The organism is Pseudomonas oryzihabitans, assembly GCF_006384975.1.
Classification (GTDB): domain Bacteria; phylum Pseudomonadota; class Gammaproteobacteria; order Pseudomonadales; family Pseudomonadaceae; genus Chryseomonas; species Chryseomonas psychrotolerans_B.
The window spans coordinates 65,896-85,655 of record NZ_CP021645.1 but is presented as its reverse complement, the minus strand read 5'-3'; the positions used below and the strand labels follow the sequence as shown (position 1 = coordinate 85,655).

General features: G+C 61.5%; 1 protein-coding gene (running past one end of the window). It reads right to left on the bottom strand.

Annotated features, from left to right (window positions below):
- Window positions 1-19,760, bottom strand: partial view of a tandem-95 repeat protein gene (locus CCZ28_RS00340; protein ID WP_167509186.1) — the 5' portion only. It extends 14,272 nt beyond the left edge of the window; 19,760 of the gene's 34,032 nt are visible here — the first part of the coding sequence; the start codon lies at window positions 19,758-19,760; its stop codon lies beyond the left edge, outside the window.

The window sequence follows — 19,760 nt, the reverse complement described above, 5'->3', positions numbered from 1 at the left end:
AGCACGCCGGTAACCTTGCCGACGCTGTCGGATGGGTTGCGGGTGAAGCTGGCGAAGTGCGGCAGTCCAGTGAAATGGAGTTCGACCGGGTTGCCGTCGATGTCGTCGACGCTGAGCGGAATTTCGATGACGCCGCCTTTGTCCACGAAGGCATTGGCAATGTCACCGATCTGCGGCGCGCGGTTGGCGTTGCTGACCTCGATAGGCAACACCCATTGGCTGATCGCGGGCACGCCGGTGCCATCGCCATCGTCGGTGGCGGTCACGGTGATGCTGTAACTACCGGCCTGCAGATAGCCGGGTGTCCAGACGATTTCCAGCGTTTCGGCATCGAAGCTCGCCCCCTCCGGCAGGCCGGCGACTTGGTAGGTGACGGTCGGCGCGCTGGTTTCCGGCCCGATGGCCGGAGCGCCATCGCGTAGGCGGACCTTGGGCTCGAAGCCCGGATTGTCGGGGTCGAAGGCGAAGGCGCTGATGCGCAGAGGTTGGCCTTCGAGGACACGCCAGGTCTCAGCCGGCGCGAACACCGGCGCGCCGTTGGCGTTGGCGATATTGAAAACGACCTCACGGGTGGTCGAGGTGGTGGTCACCTCGCCGTCCAGCGTCGTCCAGGTGGCGATGAGATGGACGGGCACGGTGAAACTGCCGTGCTGGGCATAGCCCGGTATCCATTCGAGCCAGCCGGTGTCGGGGTTGAGGGAGGCACCGCCGGGCAGCCAGGGGGCCACGTACTTCAGTGTCACGGTGCTGCCGTCGGCTTGGCTGAGGCCACCCGGCACGCTGCCGGCCAACTGCAGGCTGTAGCGCTCGCCCTCGCGCAGTGTCTGCGGGGCGACGGCGAGCAGCACAGGCCTTGGATGGCCCTGTTCCACCGTGACGGTGAAGCTACGACTGACCTGCACCTTGCCGTCGCTGGCGATGAGGGTGATGTTCTCGTAGACGCCGGCCTGGTCGTAGCCCGGCGTCCAGGTGAGCATGCCGCTGCCGGCGTCGAAGACGGCGCCCGCGGGAAGATTGCGCACGGTCAGGGTAAGGGCATCGCCATCGGCGTCGGCCGCCGTGACGGGCAGGCGCAGGGTTTCGCCTTCGCGCAGGATCATTTCACCCAGGTTGGCCAGGGTGGGCAGGTGGTTGCCCCCCGCCACCGCGAGCTGGAAGCGCTTGAAGGCGACACCACCCCGGCTGTCCTGCACGCGCACGACGATCTCCGTACTGGCGGCGGCATTGGCGGTGGGTGTCCAGGCCAGCGTGGCACGCTGGCGGTAGCCTTGCGCCGCAGCGACCACATCGGTCGCCGGTGTCAGGGTGACGCCGGCTGGTGCCTGTACCAGTTGCCAATGGAAACGGGTGCCATCGGCATCGGCGGCTTCGATTTCGGCCGTCCAGGGTGTGCCGAGCGTGGCGCCTGGCAACAGGGTGGCTGCGTCGATGTCCGGATCGTCGACACCAACCACGACTAGGTGCGGTGGCAGGTTGCCTTGAGGGACAGCGTAGACACCGTGGCCGAGATTGGCCTTGACGAGGTCGGCCAGGCCAGCGCGCGGTGCGAATACACTGGCCGGCACGATGCTGACGGTCTGGTCAGCCAGGGTTGCGCCAACGGCGAGCTTGCCGCCCTGCGCTTGCAGGGTGGCGCTGAGGTCGAGCAACCACAACCCGGATTGGTCAGCGCTGGCAACCGCACCCTCGGCGATGACGCCCTCGAAATAGCGGCCCGGATCGAGCAGCAGCATCAGCGGCCCCTGGAGGTCATCGCTACCGATGTTGGTGATGGAAATGTCGTAGCTCACCGTGCCCGTACCGCGATCGGCACGGGTATGGCTGAACTCCAGCCGCAGTTGGCTGCTCATGTCGTTGAGCGCGGTGAAGTGGCTGACATAGACCTGCCCGAGCGGCACTTCGGTGTCGCTGGCGAGATTGCGGCCGATCTCGAGCTGGTAGGCGCCCGCCTCGAGCATCGCCATGTCTAGCCAGGCCGTCCGGGTGGTGGCATCCCAGGTGACGGATTGCGGGCGCAACACGGCTCCACCGTTGGCACCGAGCACGGTCAGGTTGTAGTTGGCCGGGTTGAGCACGCTGCCAGCGTCGCCGGCCGCCCCGGTCCACATGGCTTGGTCGAAGACCACGCCGATACGGTTCATGGGTAGTGCGACCAGGGCGCCATCGGGCACGGTAACCGCCTGTACCACGGGTGCGCGGCGAGGCGCGATTTCGTCGATGCGGCCAGTCTGGGCAACCAGGATACGGCCATCCGCCGTGGCGACCACGGCTTCGCCGCGAGTGCCTCCGGTGGCCAGTTGCAGGACGCGTCGGCTGTCGAGTTCGATCATCCAGACGGCGGATTGGTGCGGAACCTGGTCACCCTCGGCTACCGGGCGTTGCTTGCCGTTGCTGGAGGCAATGAGCACGCCCTCCAGCTCGGTGCCGGCCGCACCGAACGCGAGGCTGTCGATCAAACCGGTCAGGCGGTACTCCAGCTCCGCACGCCCCACCGTGCGGCCACTCATCGGGAAGCTGACGATGTCGGTAGTCGCACCCAACGCCGTATTACCCACCTCGCCACCGCTCCAAGTCACGCCCCACAAGCGGCCATCGGGTCCGAAAGCCAGGTCGCCGACACGCTGGTTGCTGAAGTGTTTCCAAGCCTTGGCAGTATCGGCCTCGGCAGGATTGAAGATCTCGATGCCATTGCCCGATGAGACGTAGATTTCACCCGTCTGCGCCTGAATGGCCAGGGCCTGGGTGAGCGGATCACCGCCCGGTCCCTTGAGTCGTTGGAGAACAGCGCCGCTGCCGGCATCCACTTGCAGCAGTTCGGCCCCGGTCATGATCCAGAGCTGGCCCTGGGCATCCACCGCCATGTCGAGAATGGGACTGTCGAGCGTAAACAGCGGCGAGGTGCTGCGTCCGCCCTTGGCGTCGTAATGATAGACCTCGTTGCGTAGCGCGCCGGCGCTAGCCAGGAAGGTGTGATCCGGCAGCTCGACCAACGCTTGGGCACCGATATCGGCCTCACTGGCCGCATAGCCATCGGCAAAGCCACGCAGGCTGAACGGCGCCAGTACGGTGCGCAGTTCACTGGTCTGTTGCGTAGCAACCTGCCCTGGCAACTGTCCGGTAGCCTGCTCGAACAGGGCATTGCGTGGATAGTCGCGATCCTGCGGGGCGAGCGGCGTTTCTCGGGTCTGGTCGAGGGTTTCGAGCACGCCGAGACTGCCTAGCACCGCCTGGCGAGCACCATCGTCCGGCAGTACCGCATTGGCCACCGAAGCAGCCTCGCGGTTGCCCGCCCTGTCGGTAGCCACGGCGAGGAATTCATAGTGCTTGCCGGTCACGCCAGTGAACACGGCCTGCTTGGTATCCGGGCCGACCTGGCGCAGCCAGATCTTGAAGTCACCACCGTTCTCCGCAACGTAGAGGGTCACGGACTGGATGCCACTGGCTTTGTCGATCGCCGCCCAGCGCACGTCGAACGTCGGTGCGCCCTGGGTATCGTTACCCAGGGCGGTGACCGTGAGCACTGTCTGAGGCGCGTGAACGTCGAGCCGTGCCGATACGACCTCGCTGTCGATCGGCGGAGCGGCATCGATCAGGATGCGCGCCGAGGCGGAAATCTCCGCGCCAGAAGTGGCCGTATCAGCTGAACGGATGGTGTAGCTGATGAACCCACGGGTTTGCTGCTCGGCTTGGATCTGGCTGGCACCCGCGCTGGCGACGAGCAAGCCGCGGGTGGCGTCCTGCATGACTTCGCCCGTATCCGGATCGATGGCTTGCAGCAGCCAGGTGGCGATGCCGGTGGAAGCATCCACGCCCGCGCTCACGCGCAGGATGAAGCCCTTGGTGGCCGTGAAGTCGAAGTCGCCCTGGAAGTTGGCTCGGTCGCTGGGCAGGTGCACATTGATGTCGCCGATCTTGAGGTCACCCAGACGCAAAGAGCGAGGGTCAAGGTTGGGATCGAGCTGACTGACAATCCGCAATTGGCCGGCTGCGGTTTCGGTGGGGTTGTTGAAGGAGACGGTATATGGCAGCGCCGTATCGCCCGGCAGGTAGCGGTTGCCGTCATCGCCGACCACGGGTTGTGGGCCGCGCACGCTCACCGTGGCAGCCGTGGAGCCACTCTGCCCAGCCACCTGCTGCAGATACTGCGAGAGGTTCAGCGCCTGCCCCGCCACCGGATTGAATTTCTCATCGAGCACGCCGATGTGACGCAGGTACTCCAATTCACTACGGTTGCCCGCGAAGACGTTGAAGTTGATGAAATGGGTGTCATGACTGGCGCCTTGGTCGAACGCGGAGGCATCGGCCAGGCTAGGCACGGGGATTTCGACCATGCTGCCTTCCTGATCCTCACGCACCTCCACGTATTCGACCGGTGCCTTGGTTGCTGCCCTGTCGCCCGCGTAGGCGGCGGTGTCGCCATACCACTGCTGAACCTTGGCGAAGAAGCCGAGGATATCCGCCTGGGTGCGGTAGCTGTCACCACCGCGACTGAGCAGGATGCCGGTAGCCAGGGTGGCATTGAGGCTGAGTACCAGGGGGTTGTCGCGGATCGGTGGAGCCTCGTCCAAGGGACGCAGCAGCCCTGCAGCTTCCAATGCACCGAGCCAGCCATTGATCCACTGCGCCTCATCAGCCGCCAGTGCGGCGAGCGCCGTGGGTGCCGTATCGTCACCTAGAATGGCGTCGCGCAGCTTGCGAGCATGAGCGCGCTGGTCGGTGATGAATTCGTCCCGGGTGATAGGGGTGGCGGCGCCGACTACATTGAAGCGGAACGGCATGGCCAGGGCTTCGAGCTTGGTGATGTGCTCTTCCGGTTCCCGAGAGAGGAACTTGGCAGCCAATCCTTCGGCGATCTTGTTCAGATCCTGGACACCGCCATCAAGCAATCCTTGCGCTTTCCAATCCGGCCGAACGGCATAGAGCTTGTCGCGCAGCCCTTCAAAGTCATAGGCAAGCCACTCGGCTAGCCCGGGATAGGTCAGGACATTGAAGCTCATGCCGACGAAACCGCCAGCCGGAACGTCGAACGCATAGCCAGGCGCCAGGTTGAAACCGGCGGTGTTCTGCGTGCCATCCAACTGCGCCCAGGCGATGTCCGAACGAGAGCTTCCATCGGTGGGCGTGGTGCCATACTGCTGGGTATTGCCAGCGGCATCGAGCGTGCGTCCTGTCGGCTGCCCGGCCACATTGCTGCCGAACACCACATAGGGCAGGTTGAGGCCGCCCAGCACATCAGCGCTGTAACCCATCTCGGGGACGCCGACATCGAAGCGTACATAGGGCGTGTCGACGTTGGTAAGGCTTTGCAGCGAGACGCTGTAGGTTCTGCCCTCCCCCGGCTCCAGGCTACGAGAACCACCGATGCCGATGGTGACGTCGGCTTCGATACCGCGTTCGACGAGGTAACGCTGTGCTTCGGTGACGCGCTGGCCGTCGGGATTGATAACGCTCACGTCGTAGAGCCCATGCGGGGCATCGCGCAGGTCGAAGATGGCCCGGATGTGGGTCGCATCGATCACCTGCCAACGCTGTGGCTCGACCTCATAGATACCGGGCCGGGCCAGCTTGACCAAGGCCCCCGCCTTGAAGTGGGCACCATAGATATCGAGCGTGACCCAGCGGTGGTTCTCGTCACCGGTTCCGCCCTGGTCGGGCGTTATCCGATTGATCGACAGAGGCAGCAGATCCGCGCGAAGGGTGACGGGCGCGTTCGCCGCACCGTCGCGGGCGCGCACGAGGATGTAGTAATCGCCACCTCGGGTACTACCAATGATCGCCTGTTGATCTGCGGCGACGGGGTTGTCATAGGCGGCATCGAAGAGCGCGCCCGTTGGAACGTCGCCATAACGGATATAGAGTTCGTTGCTGCTCTTGAGGGCAGCCGCATCGAGGCTAACCTGCAAGGTTTCACCCGCGGCGACACTGACCTTATAGAGACGCGCCTCGCCGGGGTTCAGGGTGGTTTCCACAGGGCTGGCAATGGCCAGCTCCGGCACCGCTACTTGCAGGGTGGCGCCGGACGCCATCCGGTTGTTGGCCTCGCCCGGCGGTAGGCTGAGCCCCGTCGCGGTGTATTCGATCTTGCCTTCGAACACTTCGTTATAGAGATCCGGCCGGACGATGATGCGCCAATGGCCTTCCTTGAGCGGCGGTAGTTTGGCCGAGAGCGAGCCGGTGTAGCTGGATCCGCCCGCCAGGTCGCCGATGTGATCGTGCTTGCCGATCAGGATGTCGCCTACATCCCAGGCATTGTCAGCGGACAGGTAGATCGCATCGGTCCAGCGTCCGTAGGCGGCATTGATCGAGTCGTTGGTAATGACGTAGTCAACCTGGATCTCGTCGCCCACCTTGGCGCTGGCAGGCAGCGTCACGTTGCTGACCTTCAGATCTGCCGGTGGCGGCGTTTCGATCAGGATGGGCTGCTCGGCGGTGGTAGCGTTGTTCTGGTCCCGACCGAATTCGCGCACGCGGCCAAACTCGCCCGCACCCCAGGCGCGAGCCGGGTCGGTCACGACAAAGACGTAGTAGGCCCCCTCCAGGTTGGTGGGCACCGTGACGGTCAGGCTGCCTCCGTACCCTGCCCCAGCGGCCAAGCCGCCGGTGTGCTCGACGTAGCCCAGGTAACGATCCTGGTTGACGTCGAGGAAGCGATCCTTGGACAGGTAGATCAAGTCGTACCAGCCCGCTTGATCGCTCGGCGTATCGCCGCCTTTGTTGAGCACTTGGTAGCCAACCCTGAAGCTCTGGCCAGCCAATACGTTGCTCGGCGCCTCGACCACGGCTACCTGCAGGTCAGGAGGCGTCGCCAGTGTGATGGGCAGGTCGATAACCGCCGTGTTGTTACCCTCGTCGCGGAATTCCGCCACGCTGCCGGAGGGATCGCCAAGACGGGCGAGCCCGGTCAGTCCGTCCCGGATGGTGCTGGGCTCGTAGTTCCATGGATCCTTGAACACCGGCGTATCGGTGCGCACGATCAGCTTGAAGTCGCCACTGATGGATTCCGGTAGCTGGAAAGTGGCTGATTCAGTGTAGGACTCACCAGGCTTGAGGGTTTTCTCGCTCAGGCCGATCGCCTTTGCCTTGAGCAATATTTCGCCCTGGGTGCCGCGATCCACCAGCGGGTAATCGCTGAAATCCAGCGAACCGTCGCGCGACAGGTAGAGGCCGTCGTACCAGTTGCCGGCGCGCGTTTCACGTGTACCGCGGTTGGTGACCGTCCAGGTGACGGTTACCGTCTGGCCCGAATGCGGAGTCGGATCGGACAAGACAATGCTGTCGATCTGGAGGTCGGGCTCACGGTAGGTGATATCGATCCCGCCGCGGGATATGTTGTTGTCGTTGCGCTGGCCTTCGTATACCGAGCCAGTTCGCTCCTGCGTCCCGGCATAGTAGCGCCTCGCCGAATCGTTCCCTCCACCGCCCAACAACTCGCCCATTGAGCGACCCTTCGTTTCGGCGTCGTCAGTGATGACGTAAAGGTAGTAGTTTCCATCCGTACCTGCCGGCAGGCGCACCTTGGCGGATACGCTGTAGCTGCCACCTGCAGCCAAGCCATCCACATTGGCATGAACGAACGAGCCCAGGAAGGTGGCTCGCGCGGGAATAAATTCGGGGTCGCTGCTCAGGTAGACGGCATCCATCCAATTTCGGGTACCGGCCCAGACAGCACCACCTGCGTTGGTGACCTTCCAGGTGACAATCGTTTCCTCGCCGGAAAAGGCATTCGGTTCGGTGATGATTTCTGAGACGCGTAGGTCCGCCGGCTTCACCCCGACGAGGGAGTTGGCGTTACCGGCATTGTTGTTCTCATTGTTCTCGGCAATCGTACCCGCCGCATCGGTACGAACGATGAGATAACGCCCCTGGAGCGAGGGAGCGAGCTGGACGGTCTGGGTAACGCTGTAGCGCTCTCCGTTGCCTAGGCTGCGGTTCTGAACATAGTCGCCCAGGCGCCAGACCTCGCGGGCGGCGCTCCAGTCAGGGTTATCGGTGAGATAGACGGAGTCGGTCCAACTGCCATCGAATACGTCGCCACGGTTCTGCACCGTGTAGCTGAAGGTGTAATTGCCTCCCGCATCGGACGTTTCGGGCGCGATGACTTCGGTGACGGTTAGATCCGGCGGCGTGATGCCCAGAATGCTGATCGACCGGGCCTTGTAGTTGTTGTTGTCGAGCTGGGTGGCATCGTCCGGGTTGATGTTCGAGGCTAGAGTATCCTCGAGGATGACATCATAGGTGTCGCTCCATACGGTGATGAAGTATTCGCCCGAACGAACGTTCTCTGGAATCTTGACCTGCGCCGTACCCAGGTAGTCCTCTCCTGTCGCCAGGTTGCCGACATGGGTGAAGGAGCCGAGCAGGATGTCGCCCTTGTTGGCACCCGGGCGACGCGCATCGCGGGCTAGCCAGACGGTGTCGGTCCAGGTATTGAGACTGGCCGCTTCGCCACGGGTAGTGGCACTACCTCGGTTGGTGACCGTATAGCGAACTTCGATGTTGCCGCCATGCACCGCCTGATCGGGCGCCACGACATTACCGGTCACGAGATCCCCGAACGGCATGGGATCAACGTAGAACCGCGCGGCCTGGACGTTATTGGCCTCGTTGGGATACTCGTCGACGGCATTGTTGCCGTCCGCCACGACGATCAGGTAAACATCGCCACGGTAGCGGATGGGGATGTCGACCATGGCCGTTTCGTTGCCATAGGACTCTGACGGAGCCAGCGCGGCATCATTCTGGAACTGACCTACCAGCCGATCATCAGCGCTCAGCTTGGCGTCGAGCGACAGGTAGACCTTGTCCATCCAGCGTCCGCTGGTGGCCACGGCCCCCATGTTGCTGATGGTATAGCGGATACCCGTGGCGGTTCCGGCCGTCACGTGCTCGGGCACGCTGACGCTGCTTACGCGCAGGTCGGGCCGGGCGAGCATGCTGACGGAGGTAGATTCGGCGGACACCAGGGCATTGTTGTCGCGAGCGACGCCATGCTCGTAGATCTGGCTACCGCTGCCTCCCAGATTGGCATTGGTGACGACCTTGATCCGGTACAGCCCCTCGATTTTGGCAGGTAGGCGCACCTGTTCGCTACGAGTATAGCGAAGCCCCGGCTCCAGGCCTCGATCATAGGTGAAACTGCCCAGGGAGACGGCGTTGCTGCCGTCGATCGGCACCAGCAAGACGGTATCGACCCATAGGCCGCTTGCGCCAGCCTCACCCCGGTTCTGCACCGTCCAGGTGACATCGACCAGAGCTCCTTCCAAGGCGGACGTAGGCAAGCCGATGCTCTCTACCACCAGATCGGGGGACTGGGACAGGGTGACAGGCACCGCGACCGAGCTGCCCGTATTGTTGGCACCGTAGATGAACTCGAACGGACCACCCGTGCGTACGTTCAGGTAGTAGTCGCCTTCGATGCCTTGCGGCAAGGTGACGTCGATACTGCGGCTGTAACGGTCGCCAACGGCCAGTTGGCCGGTATGACGCGCCAATCCGAAGGTAGCAACCACCCCACTACCATCGCGGTTGCGACTGAGCCAGACGCTGTCTGACCAGTCGGCGGTATCGGTGATACCGATACCGTTGTTCACCACTTCCCAGCTCACGCGCAACGAGCGGCCGCTGGCGGCCTCACCAGCGGCCGTAACCGAGGCGACCTGCAGGTCGGCGTAGGGGATCGGCATGATGTCCACGGCGTGGCCGAGGCGCGCTACGTTGTTGGCTTCGGAATAGTTTTCGAAGACCTCAGCCCTGGCATCGGAGACGACGAAGAGCTTGTATCGGGCCGACGTACCCGGCGCCAACAGGATGCTTTCACTGCGGCTGTAGGACTCGCCAACGGCCAGCGCCCCCTCATGCAGGAATTCACCGAGCACCTTATCGTCGGCGTTACCCAGGGTCTCATCTTGGGACAGGATGAGGCGGTCCACCCAGTGATCGGTCTTTCCCGCGCCGGTCCCCTGGTTGGTTACCGTCCAATCGACCGTAAGAGTTGCCGGATCGGCAATGACCCGCTCTGGGGCGTTCACGGCGGTAACGGTCAAGTCGGCATAGGGTGCTAACTCTGCGATGAGCTGCATAGCTCGCCGGTTGTCCGCACGCTCAGCGTCGTCAAGCACACGGTTGGTGTCGTTGACCACCAGAAGTTCGTACTCCCCGTGGAAGTCCAGCGGGATATCGAAGTCGGCGCTGGCCTGGTAGCTGCCACCAGCGGCCAGACCACTAACGCGTGCTACCTCTGCCACCTTGAGCTGAACGCCTTGCCGGACCAGATAGACGCTATCCACCCAGGTGCCGGTTGCCTGGTTACCCTGGTTCTCCACGGTCCATTGCACGTGGACCTTGGTCCCGGATACGACCAGGCTCGGCCCCTGTAGCTCAGTGACCGCGAGGTCGAGTCGGGCTATCTGCACCGGCGCTTCCGCTACAGCCTGGTTATTGTTTTCGCTATCCCGCTCATAGAGGGTGTTGTCCGCGTCGGTGCGCACAACCCAGCGGAACTCGCCCACTGGGAGGCCGGACGGCAGGATGAAGCTGACACTATGCGTACGGCTCGCACCAGCACCTAGAGGAGTGCCTTGGAGCACGCTGGCAACCTCATAGAGACCTTGGGCGCCACGGTCGATGTAGAGGCGATCGCGCCAGGCGCCGCCAGTCGCTTGGCCACCCTGGTTGGCAAGGGTGTAGCTGACGGTGGCCTGGTCTCCCGGGCGCAGGCTGAGCGGGCCGGTCACGGCCGATACGGTCAAGTCAGGTACGGGCGCCAGACCCACCTGGAGCTTGGCCGAGCTCGCCAGGGTGTTGTTTCCGGTTCGGCCGAGCTCGGTCACCGTGCGATTGGTGTTGGTGTCGACCAATACGTAGTAGGTCCCACTCAAGTCACGCGGCAATGTCAGCGTGGCACGCCCTACGTAGGATTGACCGACGGCCAGCAGGCCGGCATGAGTAACGGACCCGGCGAGGACGACGTCGTCCTCGCCGCCTAGCAGCGGATCGAGCGACAAGACGATGCGGTCGTTCCACAATGACAGGTCAGTCGTGGCATTCCCCTCGTTCTTGACCTCCCAGGTCACCAGAAAGCTTTCGCCACTCTGGGCGTATTCCGGCGCACTCAGCGAAACGACCCGCAGGTCGGCGTATGCCGCGGCCAGATTGATGGCCCTGGCCTGGCTGACGTTATCCGACCGGGTATCGGGCTCGAGTACTTCGCTGCCGGTATCGGTACGCACACCCAGGTAATAGCGGCCTTCTGGACGCATGGGGACACGGATGGTCGCCGTCTGGGAATAGGAGCTTTCCTGGGCGAGACCACCGCTGTGGCGGACGGTACCGATTACCACATCATCAGCGTTGCCTATGATCGCGTCGCTGCTCAGGACGATCTGGTCGCTCCAATCCACCGTGGTAGCTGCCTGGCCACGGTTGGAGACGGTCCAGCTGACCTTGACTGGCTCGCCGCCTACGCCTGTCGCCGGGACGCTGACTTCGTCGATTTGCAAATCGGCATAAGGCACGACAGCGGAGACGATGTCGGCATCGGCGCTATTGTTGGTTTCAGCATCGTTGCTGAGGTTGGTTTCGAACAGCACGCCAAAGCCGGCCGAATTCTGGTCAGCCGTTACCGTGATGCTGATGTCCCCTGCCCCCTTCAAACCACTGGGCAAACGGAAGGTGAAGCTGCGCTCGCGTGATTCCCCGGGCTGGATCGCACCGAGCATCTGGCCGTCGACGATCTGCAGTGGATCGTAGTTCAGGCTGGTATCCAGCAGGATGATGTTGCCCGCGATGTTACGCACCACAATGCGATCATCGAACGAACTACCGGTGGCGCTGCTGCCGAGGTTCCAGTCCTCCCAACGCATGGTCACCAGGCCGCCGGCCTGGATAGTGCCTTCATCGATCCGTAGGTTGCGTACCTGCAGGTCGGGGCCTGCGCTGCGGCGCAGCTCGGCGACGTTATTGGCCTCCCCAGTGCCCGCGGCATTGGCTTCGACTACCTCGGAGGCGCTGTCTACCCGCACACGGATGGAGAACTGGCCGGACGCAGAGCGGCCGGCTGGCCAGGTGAACTGAACACGGCGCTCCCGCAGGGCATCGATGGCTAGCGCGCCGGCGGATGGATCATTGCGCACGCTGAGCGTGGCCACGAGTTCGTTGGTGGACAGGTTGCGAACCTCGACCCACTCGCGCCACTCCTCTTCAACCGCCTTGGTTCCCCGGTTGGCGGTAGTCCAGGTCACCTCCACGGTTTGGCCCGGTTGGTAGTTGCCATTTGGCGTCAACGCCAGGTTTTCCACTACGAGATCGGCGTAGGGAGCCAACGTCACCTTCGCCTCCTTGGTCAGGGCATTGTTGGACTCGCCTGATCCGGAGGCCGTGCCTTCCTGGATAACGTTGTCCGCATCGGTGATCACGTAGAAGGCGAGTCGCCCCGCAGCTATTACGCCTGCGGGCAGCTGTACCAGCGCGCTGCGGGTACGGCTTTCACCCACGCCAATGCTGCCGGACTGGCTAGCGTCGTAGGGCACGGTGATGTTGGCGATCAGGACACCGGTATCGAGGTTGCGCACCAGTATCCGATCGTTCCAATTGGAGGTCGTTGGCCGGACACCCTGATTTTCGACGATCCAGCGTACTTGGACCGGCTGTCCGGTCACCAGGCTGTCCGCGGGATCCAGGCTGAGGCTGGTCACGGTCAGGTCGGGAGCCGCCCGGACCGCTAGGCTGTCGAGAACGACCGGCGCCTTCTCAGGCACCTTGACCACATTGAACGAGACATTGGCTTGTGGCCGACTTTCGGTATTGTCCCCCTCCAACAGCAGCGTATAGGTGCCGCTCATACGCAGGGCTTGTGGCTCCTGGTCGTAACCGTTGAACAGGTCGCGATAGCGCCACCTGCCAACGCTCGAATCCCAGAACGACTCGTAATTGCTCCAGCCCATGGTGCTACGCGAGAAAACCTGCTGCCCCAGTGGATCGAGTAATGTCCACCGCGGTACACCGTGATAGTAGATGGTAGTGTCCACAGGATCCGAGCGCGTCGTGAGCGCGTCGAAGTAATAGCGCTCACCTGCCTTCGCCTCGAACTTGTACAGCTGCGCTCCATTGGACGGAGTAAGGACCGTGCTGACCGGAGCGCCAGGCACGATGCTCACCGCAGCATCCGCATCCAGGACACGGAACTGGTAGGACCCGGCGCTGGCTGAGGGGTTACGCAGGGTAAGCACGTAATCGCCCGCAGCCAGACGCTGGCTGGGGTCGTAGTAATTCAGCATCGCCTGGTCGAAGACCACACCGTCAGCACGTTGCAGACGCCAACGCACGTCGCCGCTGGTTGTGAGGTTATCGAATACCAGAGTTGCGGCCTGATCGAGGTGGAGTGCATAGCGAGCCACAGCGCCCCCGTCCAGGGTATCGCCCTGGCTGGTGTTGAGCGCTATGTCGCCCCGATCGACAGCCCGGGTCATCGAAAAGGCATAGCTTTGCGCCGTCGTGTTGTAGCTGGAACCCTCGATGGCCATTACATAGGTGCCAGTCTGGGTGAGATTCAGCTCCACCTGATCCAGCGAACCATACCGATCCATCACCGTCTTGCCTTGCGGATCGATCAGGCGCCAGTAACCTGAAATCCCTTGCTGGCTGCGGAGATAATAGGTGTCGCCCGCGGTTCCATCGAAACGATACAGCTTGGTAGCGCTTCCGGGATTCAGGGTGCCATTGCTGACTCCCACCGTCAGCGTCTCGGCGGCGTCCGCCGTGAGAATCTGGAACCTGTAAGGCTGCAAGGACCAACTAGTGGAAACATGCAAGGTATAGTCGCCGGGCTGCAGCAGAGTAATGGGGTCGCGACCACCCTGATAGAGCGACTGGTAGAAGACTTGGCCATTGGCACCGGTCAATGTCCAGTAGGCAGAGTTGTAGGCTGCGCTATCGCTGGTCCTGAGCGTATCGAAGGCAAGCACGCCCGGCTGATCAAGGCGCAAGTGGTAGCTAGTCGGCGGATAGGTAGTCGCAGTGCCGTTGTAGACCTTATTGAGGGCTACCTCATTGAGGCTGGCGGTGAAGCTGTAGGAGATCGTAGACGCGGCATCTGCGGGCCCATCGATCACCAGATAGTAAGTGCCTTGCCAAGATAGGGTGACGGGACTCACATCGGCGGCAAAGTCGCCGGATGCCATCCATGATCCATCGTGCCGGTAAAGCGACCAGCTTAGGTTTTCGGCACTGGCTGAGTGAGAAATGAGCTTGAAACTTTCACTTGTCAGGGTGCTGAACCGATAGACGTGGGAGCCGGAGCCGGGCTCCAGGCTACCCTCAACTGCTTGACCCGTGATGATCGGCGAGGCGGCCTCAGCCAGTTCGAGCAATTGGAAGTTTACAACGTCGTCCGGTGCGAGCTCTTCCTCGGGCACAAAGACTAAGGTATAGGACTCATTTGCACGAACAGCAACCAAAGTGCCGTTCGAGTCGGACAGTGTGCCGCTGGCGCGCTGGTTGCCTTGCAGGTCCTTGACATACCAGTTCCCCCTGCGGGCATTCAACATATCCAGCCACAACAGGCCATCACGATAGGCATCGAACTGGTAGCTCAGCGTACCGTCGTCGTTCCTGGTCTCGCGTGCCAAGGTTGCCGTTAGCTTGTAGTCGACATTTTCCTGCGAGGAGCCGCCGCGATAGACCAGCACCCAATACTCGTTCGCCTCGGCAGCAGCGCTGAAAGAGATGGCGTTGTCCGAAGCACCCACGATCCGGCCATCCGGGGCGAGGACCATGATCCGGACGCCCTCGCTCTGCGCGTTTACATTCCATCGTTCTCCGGCCTGGGCCTTAAGGCGATACAACCCTAGGCTGCTGGACTTGGCCAGGGAACCGGTGGTAGTTGTAGCATCGACCAAATGGCTACTCTCGGCTGCATCGATCAAACGCAATGCATAGGGGCCAGGAATCTCACTCAAACCCGTATTGCCCTTGATAACCAGCCGGTAGGTGCCAGCCGCCAGGTCGAGAATGGCTGGCAGCCCCTGGCTACCCGAGTAACCGAGGGCCTTGCCCTGAGCATCAAGGAGCGACCAGTTGAAGCGATCGGTCAGACCGCTGAGCGCCAGGCTCTGCCTGTTCGCCAACGAGAATGTCCAAGTATCGGTAACCTGGGCCGCTGCCAAGCTCCCTTCGTTGTCCTCGCCGAGCACCAGCGAGTGCTCCTGGTTATACGCCAGCTGCGCCGTGAAGTTCAGGTCGTTGGCCGCAGGTATAGGCAGGTCCGCCTGTATCATCAGGTAGTAACGCCCTGCCGTGCCAACGGTCCAGTTATAAACGGAGCGGCCATTCCGCCATCCCAGGGTATTCCCATTGGCATCCAGCAGAGCCACTTGCAAGTCCATCCCATCATCCAGGGTGCCAGGCTGGTACGCGAGATAGGCACCAGAAGCTGCTTCGAAGGCATAAATCCGAGTGCGCCGTTCTTCACCAAAGGCCACGGACTGGGGCCCATCGAGACGCTCGGTGGCCAGGGCACCCAGATCGATCAGGCGAAACTGCAACTCGCTCGCTGCGTGGCTGCGTGAATAGACACGCAGCGTATAGACTCCCGTCGTCGCCAGCTGCAGGGCCGCACGATCCATCCGGAAATCACCGTTACGCACGAAGTCGTTCGGCCCAAGCAGTTCCCAACCCAGGTCACTATCCTTACTCAGCCCTTCGAACAAGACCGTGGTCGGCGTAGCAACGTCGAAGGTGTAGTGGTTTTCCTGCGCAGGTCGATCCAACGCATCGCTTACCAAGCTGGACAGTTTAAGGGCTTGTGTTTTGATTGAGGGCTCACGCAGGGCCATGCGATAGCGCTGGGTATCTGCACCATTGCCTTTCAATGCCAGGTAATAGGTTCCAGCTGCCAGTGAAAAGGGGCTGGAGTCGCCATACGTATAGCTCCCCGCCTTCGTCTTACCGGAGGCATCGTAAAGCGTCCACGCGGCCCAGGGGTTAGCGTCGCCGATATCGTCCCACAGCAACTCCATGGGGCTCGCCACATCAACCCTATAGACATGCCTATTGCGGGCCGCGGATAACGTCAACTCGGTTTCAGTGTTCACAGCGAGGGCCGGCAAGGAGGCCGCATCCGTCACGCGCAGACTGAAGTTTCCCGTTCGCAAATAGCTTGCAGACACAGCAAGGTCATAGTTTCCTGCGGGCAAATCCAGGAAGCGTGGTACCCAGTCGAAGCTGCGATTGCTCACTTCGCTACCGCGGGGGCCGCTCAGGCTCCAGTTGAAATTCCCGCCCCCCCCGACCTCAACCAAGACCCGCATCGGGGCGGTCAAGGTGAAGCTGTATTTCACCGTTTCGCCAGGTATGGCGACTTCCCCACTGATGTCCTGATTCAGTGCCAACACCGCCGTGGAGGTCGTGTAAGGCTGTAGCTTGAACTTGACCGTGCGTGGCTGTGTCGCCGGGGAGTTGTACGTTGTCACCGGATAGACTGCCAGCAGGTATTCGCCACTGGCATCCAGCACGACATCCGAATTGTCGTAATAGGTCCAACCGCTTCGCAGGACACGCCCGAAGGGATCGATCAGCGACCACTGGGCGGCTTCATTGGTGGCGTAATAATAGTTCAGGCCAGCGAAGTAATAGCGCTCTCCGGCACTGGCATTGAACCGATACAGTCGGGATTCGCCAGCAGGTATCGTGTCGCTGATCGGAGTGCCGAGGCTTAGATCGACGGCAGCCCCGCGATCGAGCATGCGGAAGCGATAGCTGGCAGAAGTATCTTGGGTATTGCGCAGTAGCAAGGTGTATTGGCCTGGGGCAAGGGCGTAGCTATTGGCATAGTCGGTAAGAGAACTCCAACCTACTACGCTACCCAGGGGGCCCCTGAGCATCCACTGCACCTTTCCAGCGTTGTCCTGCCCACTGTTGAGGGCGTCCATCACAACGGTTGCGGGCGAATTTAGGGTAAAGGCATATTCAGCCACACTGTAGCGATCAGCGAGCGCGCCGCTAAATTGGTCATTCATGACCAACGAATCGACCGTTCGCTGCTGCTGACCCAACGTGAAGGTGACGTTGCTGGTGCCTGACCAGTAGTAATACCCTTCGTTTAGCAACGTGTAGGGCCCGCTCGCCGGAAGCACGAAAGAAGTGCCAACGCTGTCGCTCGTAAACGACCCGACCCTGCGGCCATATGGATCGACCAAGGTCCAAAGGGAGTTGGAATAGCCATCGTTCCAATTAAGAACGAGCGTCGTATCGGCCTTGGCGTCAAAGCGGTAGCCTATAGTGGCGTTGCTCGGTGAGCGCGCCACCGTTATCTGCTGGCCGAGTTCGAGGGTGGGTAGCGCTGCGGTATTGAGCAGCCTAAACGCATAGGAGCCACTGTTGCTCAACCATCCCGAATACAAGGCGCCCTGGATGGTCAGGGCGTAATCGCCAGCGGGCAGACTGAACACCGGGTAGCCATAACCTGCATCGCTGCTGTATAGCGTCCGCTTGTTCACCTCGCTTCCCCGTGGGCCCACCAGTGACCAAAGGGCGCTGCTGCCGGATTGATTCTGGGTGTCCAGGACCAGCAAGGTGTCAGCGGCCAAGCTGAAACGATAGGTCTGAGTCGCATCCCAGGACGGCAAGGTACCGGCTACTACAGCTCCCAGAATCAGCTCCTGCCCCTCCGGCAAGACGGGTTGCTGCTCATTGCCTGCAGTATTGAGCTGTATCTTGTAGTCTATGGGTGATGCATTGCCCACCAGCCCTTCGATTAACAGCGTGTAGGTGCCAGCTGTTTTCAGCGTAACGGCTTCGCGATTCGTGGCGAGGCTACTGGAGCCGGCCACATCACGACCGAAGCGGTCGATCAATCTCCAGGTGGCGTTGCCACCACTGACGCCATTGGCTTGGAAAGCCAGCCGATCTCCGGCCAGCGCCTCGAAGCGATAGCCCTGTGCGCCATTACCTGGGGAGATAGTTCCAACGATCTCGGTGTCCAGACTGATGGTGGGCTCGCCCGCCAGGTCTAGCAAACGGAAGGAGTAATTCCCGGTTGCGCTCCCGGCGCCGGCTACTACCAGCCGATAGCTGCCAGCTGGCAGATTCAGCAGACTCAAGGCTGAGGATGCGTCGCTCTGATCGAAGCGGCGCCGGGAGACTTCCTCACCCCGCGGCCCGATAAGGGACCACACCAGATCAGAGCGCTTGGTACGTGAATCGAACGCTAGCTGAGTGTCTGCCGACAATTTGAACGCATAGACCGTGGATTGACCAGCGGTCTCGACACTGCCAGAAACCGCTTCACCAAGCGCCAAGGAGGAAAGGACATCCGGGGCGCTGTTGACGGAAAAGCGATAACTGACCGCAGCATCGGCCGCGTTACCATCCGCCCCGTCCATCACCAGCCAATAGTCGCCGGTGGCGTCAACGGTCAAAGGGATACTCGCGGTCATCAGTGCACTGGATGAAATCTGCACCCCGAACGGATTAACGAGCCGCCAGGACAATGACCCGCCGGTCAGGGAGCGCCCATCTACGAACACACGCTCGCCGGCATTCAGCGACAGCTTGTAAATCGTTGTCCCCTTGGCGACATCTAGCGTCCCGGTGACTTCGCTACCTAGCGTGAGCGATTGAGCCGATGCTCCGGTCAGCAACCGAAAAGGAAACTCGCCCGTCGCCCGCAAGGAGGACGGATCTAGAGCCAAAGAATAGGTGCCCGCTCGCAACCGCAACCAACCCAGGCCGTTTGCATAACTGGTAGCCGTAGCCGAGCTACTCACGCTCGAGACCCTGTCGCCTTCCGGGCCGGTCAGCGACCAGCGGAAACTCGCACTCGTAAGGCTGTCAAAGAGGACTGGGGTATCTTCGGACAACTCGAAGTTAAATTTCGCTACTTGTCCGATCTGGTCTATATGCGCAGTCATCACGGAGTCCAATACCAGACCCGTTGTGCTGTTCGGCACCTTGTGCAGGATGAATCCGTAGTCGGCTGGCTCCGTATTGCTTACCAGCCCTTCAAGGACGAAGAGGTATTCGCCGCTGTACTTCAGGTCGAAGGTGTCTCGGTCCGAAGAAAGGTAGTCGGGATAACGATAACCTTCTGTCCGACCATAGGGATCAATTAGATGCCAACGCGCACCGCCCCCAGAGGCCGAGCTGGACTGAAAATAAAGCTGGTCTCCGGCAGTCGCTGTGAAACGATAGACGGCAGACTTGTTACCGCTATCGAGAGTTCCTTTTATTTCCGTGCCCAGCTTCAGCTCTGCTGCGTCCTCCGCATCGATGACACGCAAAGCATATGCACCTACCGCATCACTCTGCCCATCGACAGTAATCCGGTAGGTACCAGGAGCCAACTCGAACACTGGCGAACTAGAGACTCCTGCATCCGTTCCACTGAAGCTTCGGCTCGTGACCTGGCCAGTGGGGCCCTCCAGTGTCCAGTTCAGATCGTTGCGATTGGTCAAACTGTCGAAGACGACTCGATGTGATTCCTCAACTGTAAATTCGTACTGAGTTTTTTCCCCCTGAACGATGATCTCTCCCTCAATCATCATTGCCGTCGGATTGACGTCTCCCGATAGCAAGACCCGCGGCTCCAAGCTTTCGAACCGAACACCGGCCCCCTGCGCGCGTTCCTCGTGGGCATCGCGCAAGTGATCCATCAAGACGTTCTGAGGCAATCTAGGGTAGTTCGAAAGAACATTCCCAAGAATCGACGCCAAGGGCGGCAAGGAGAAACGCTGACCAATAGATTGACGATCTGCAGACTTGCTCAT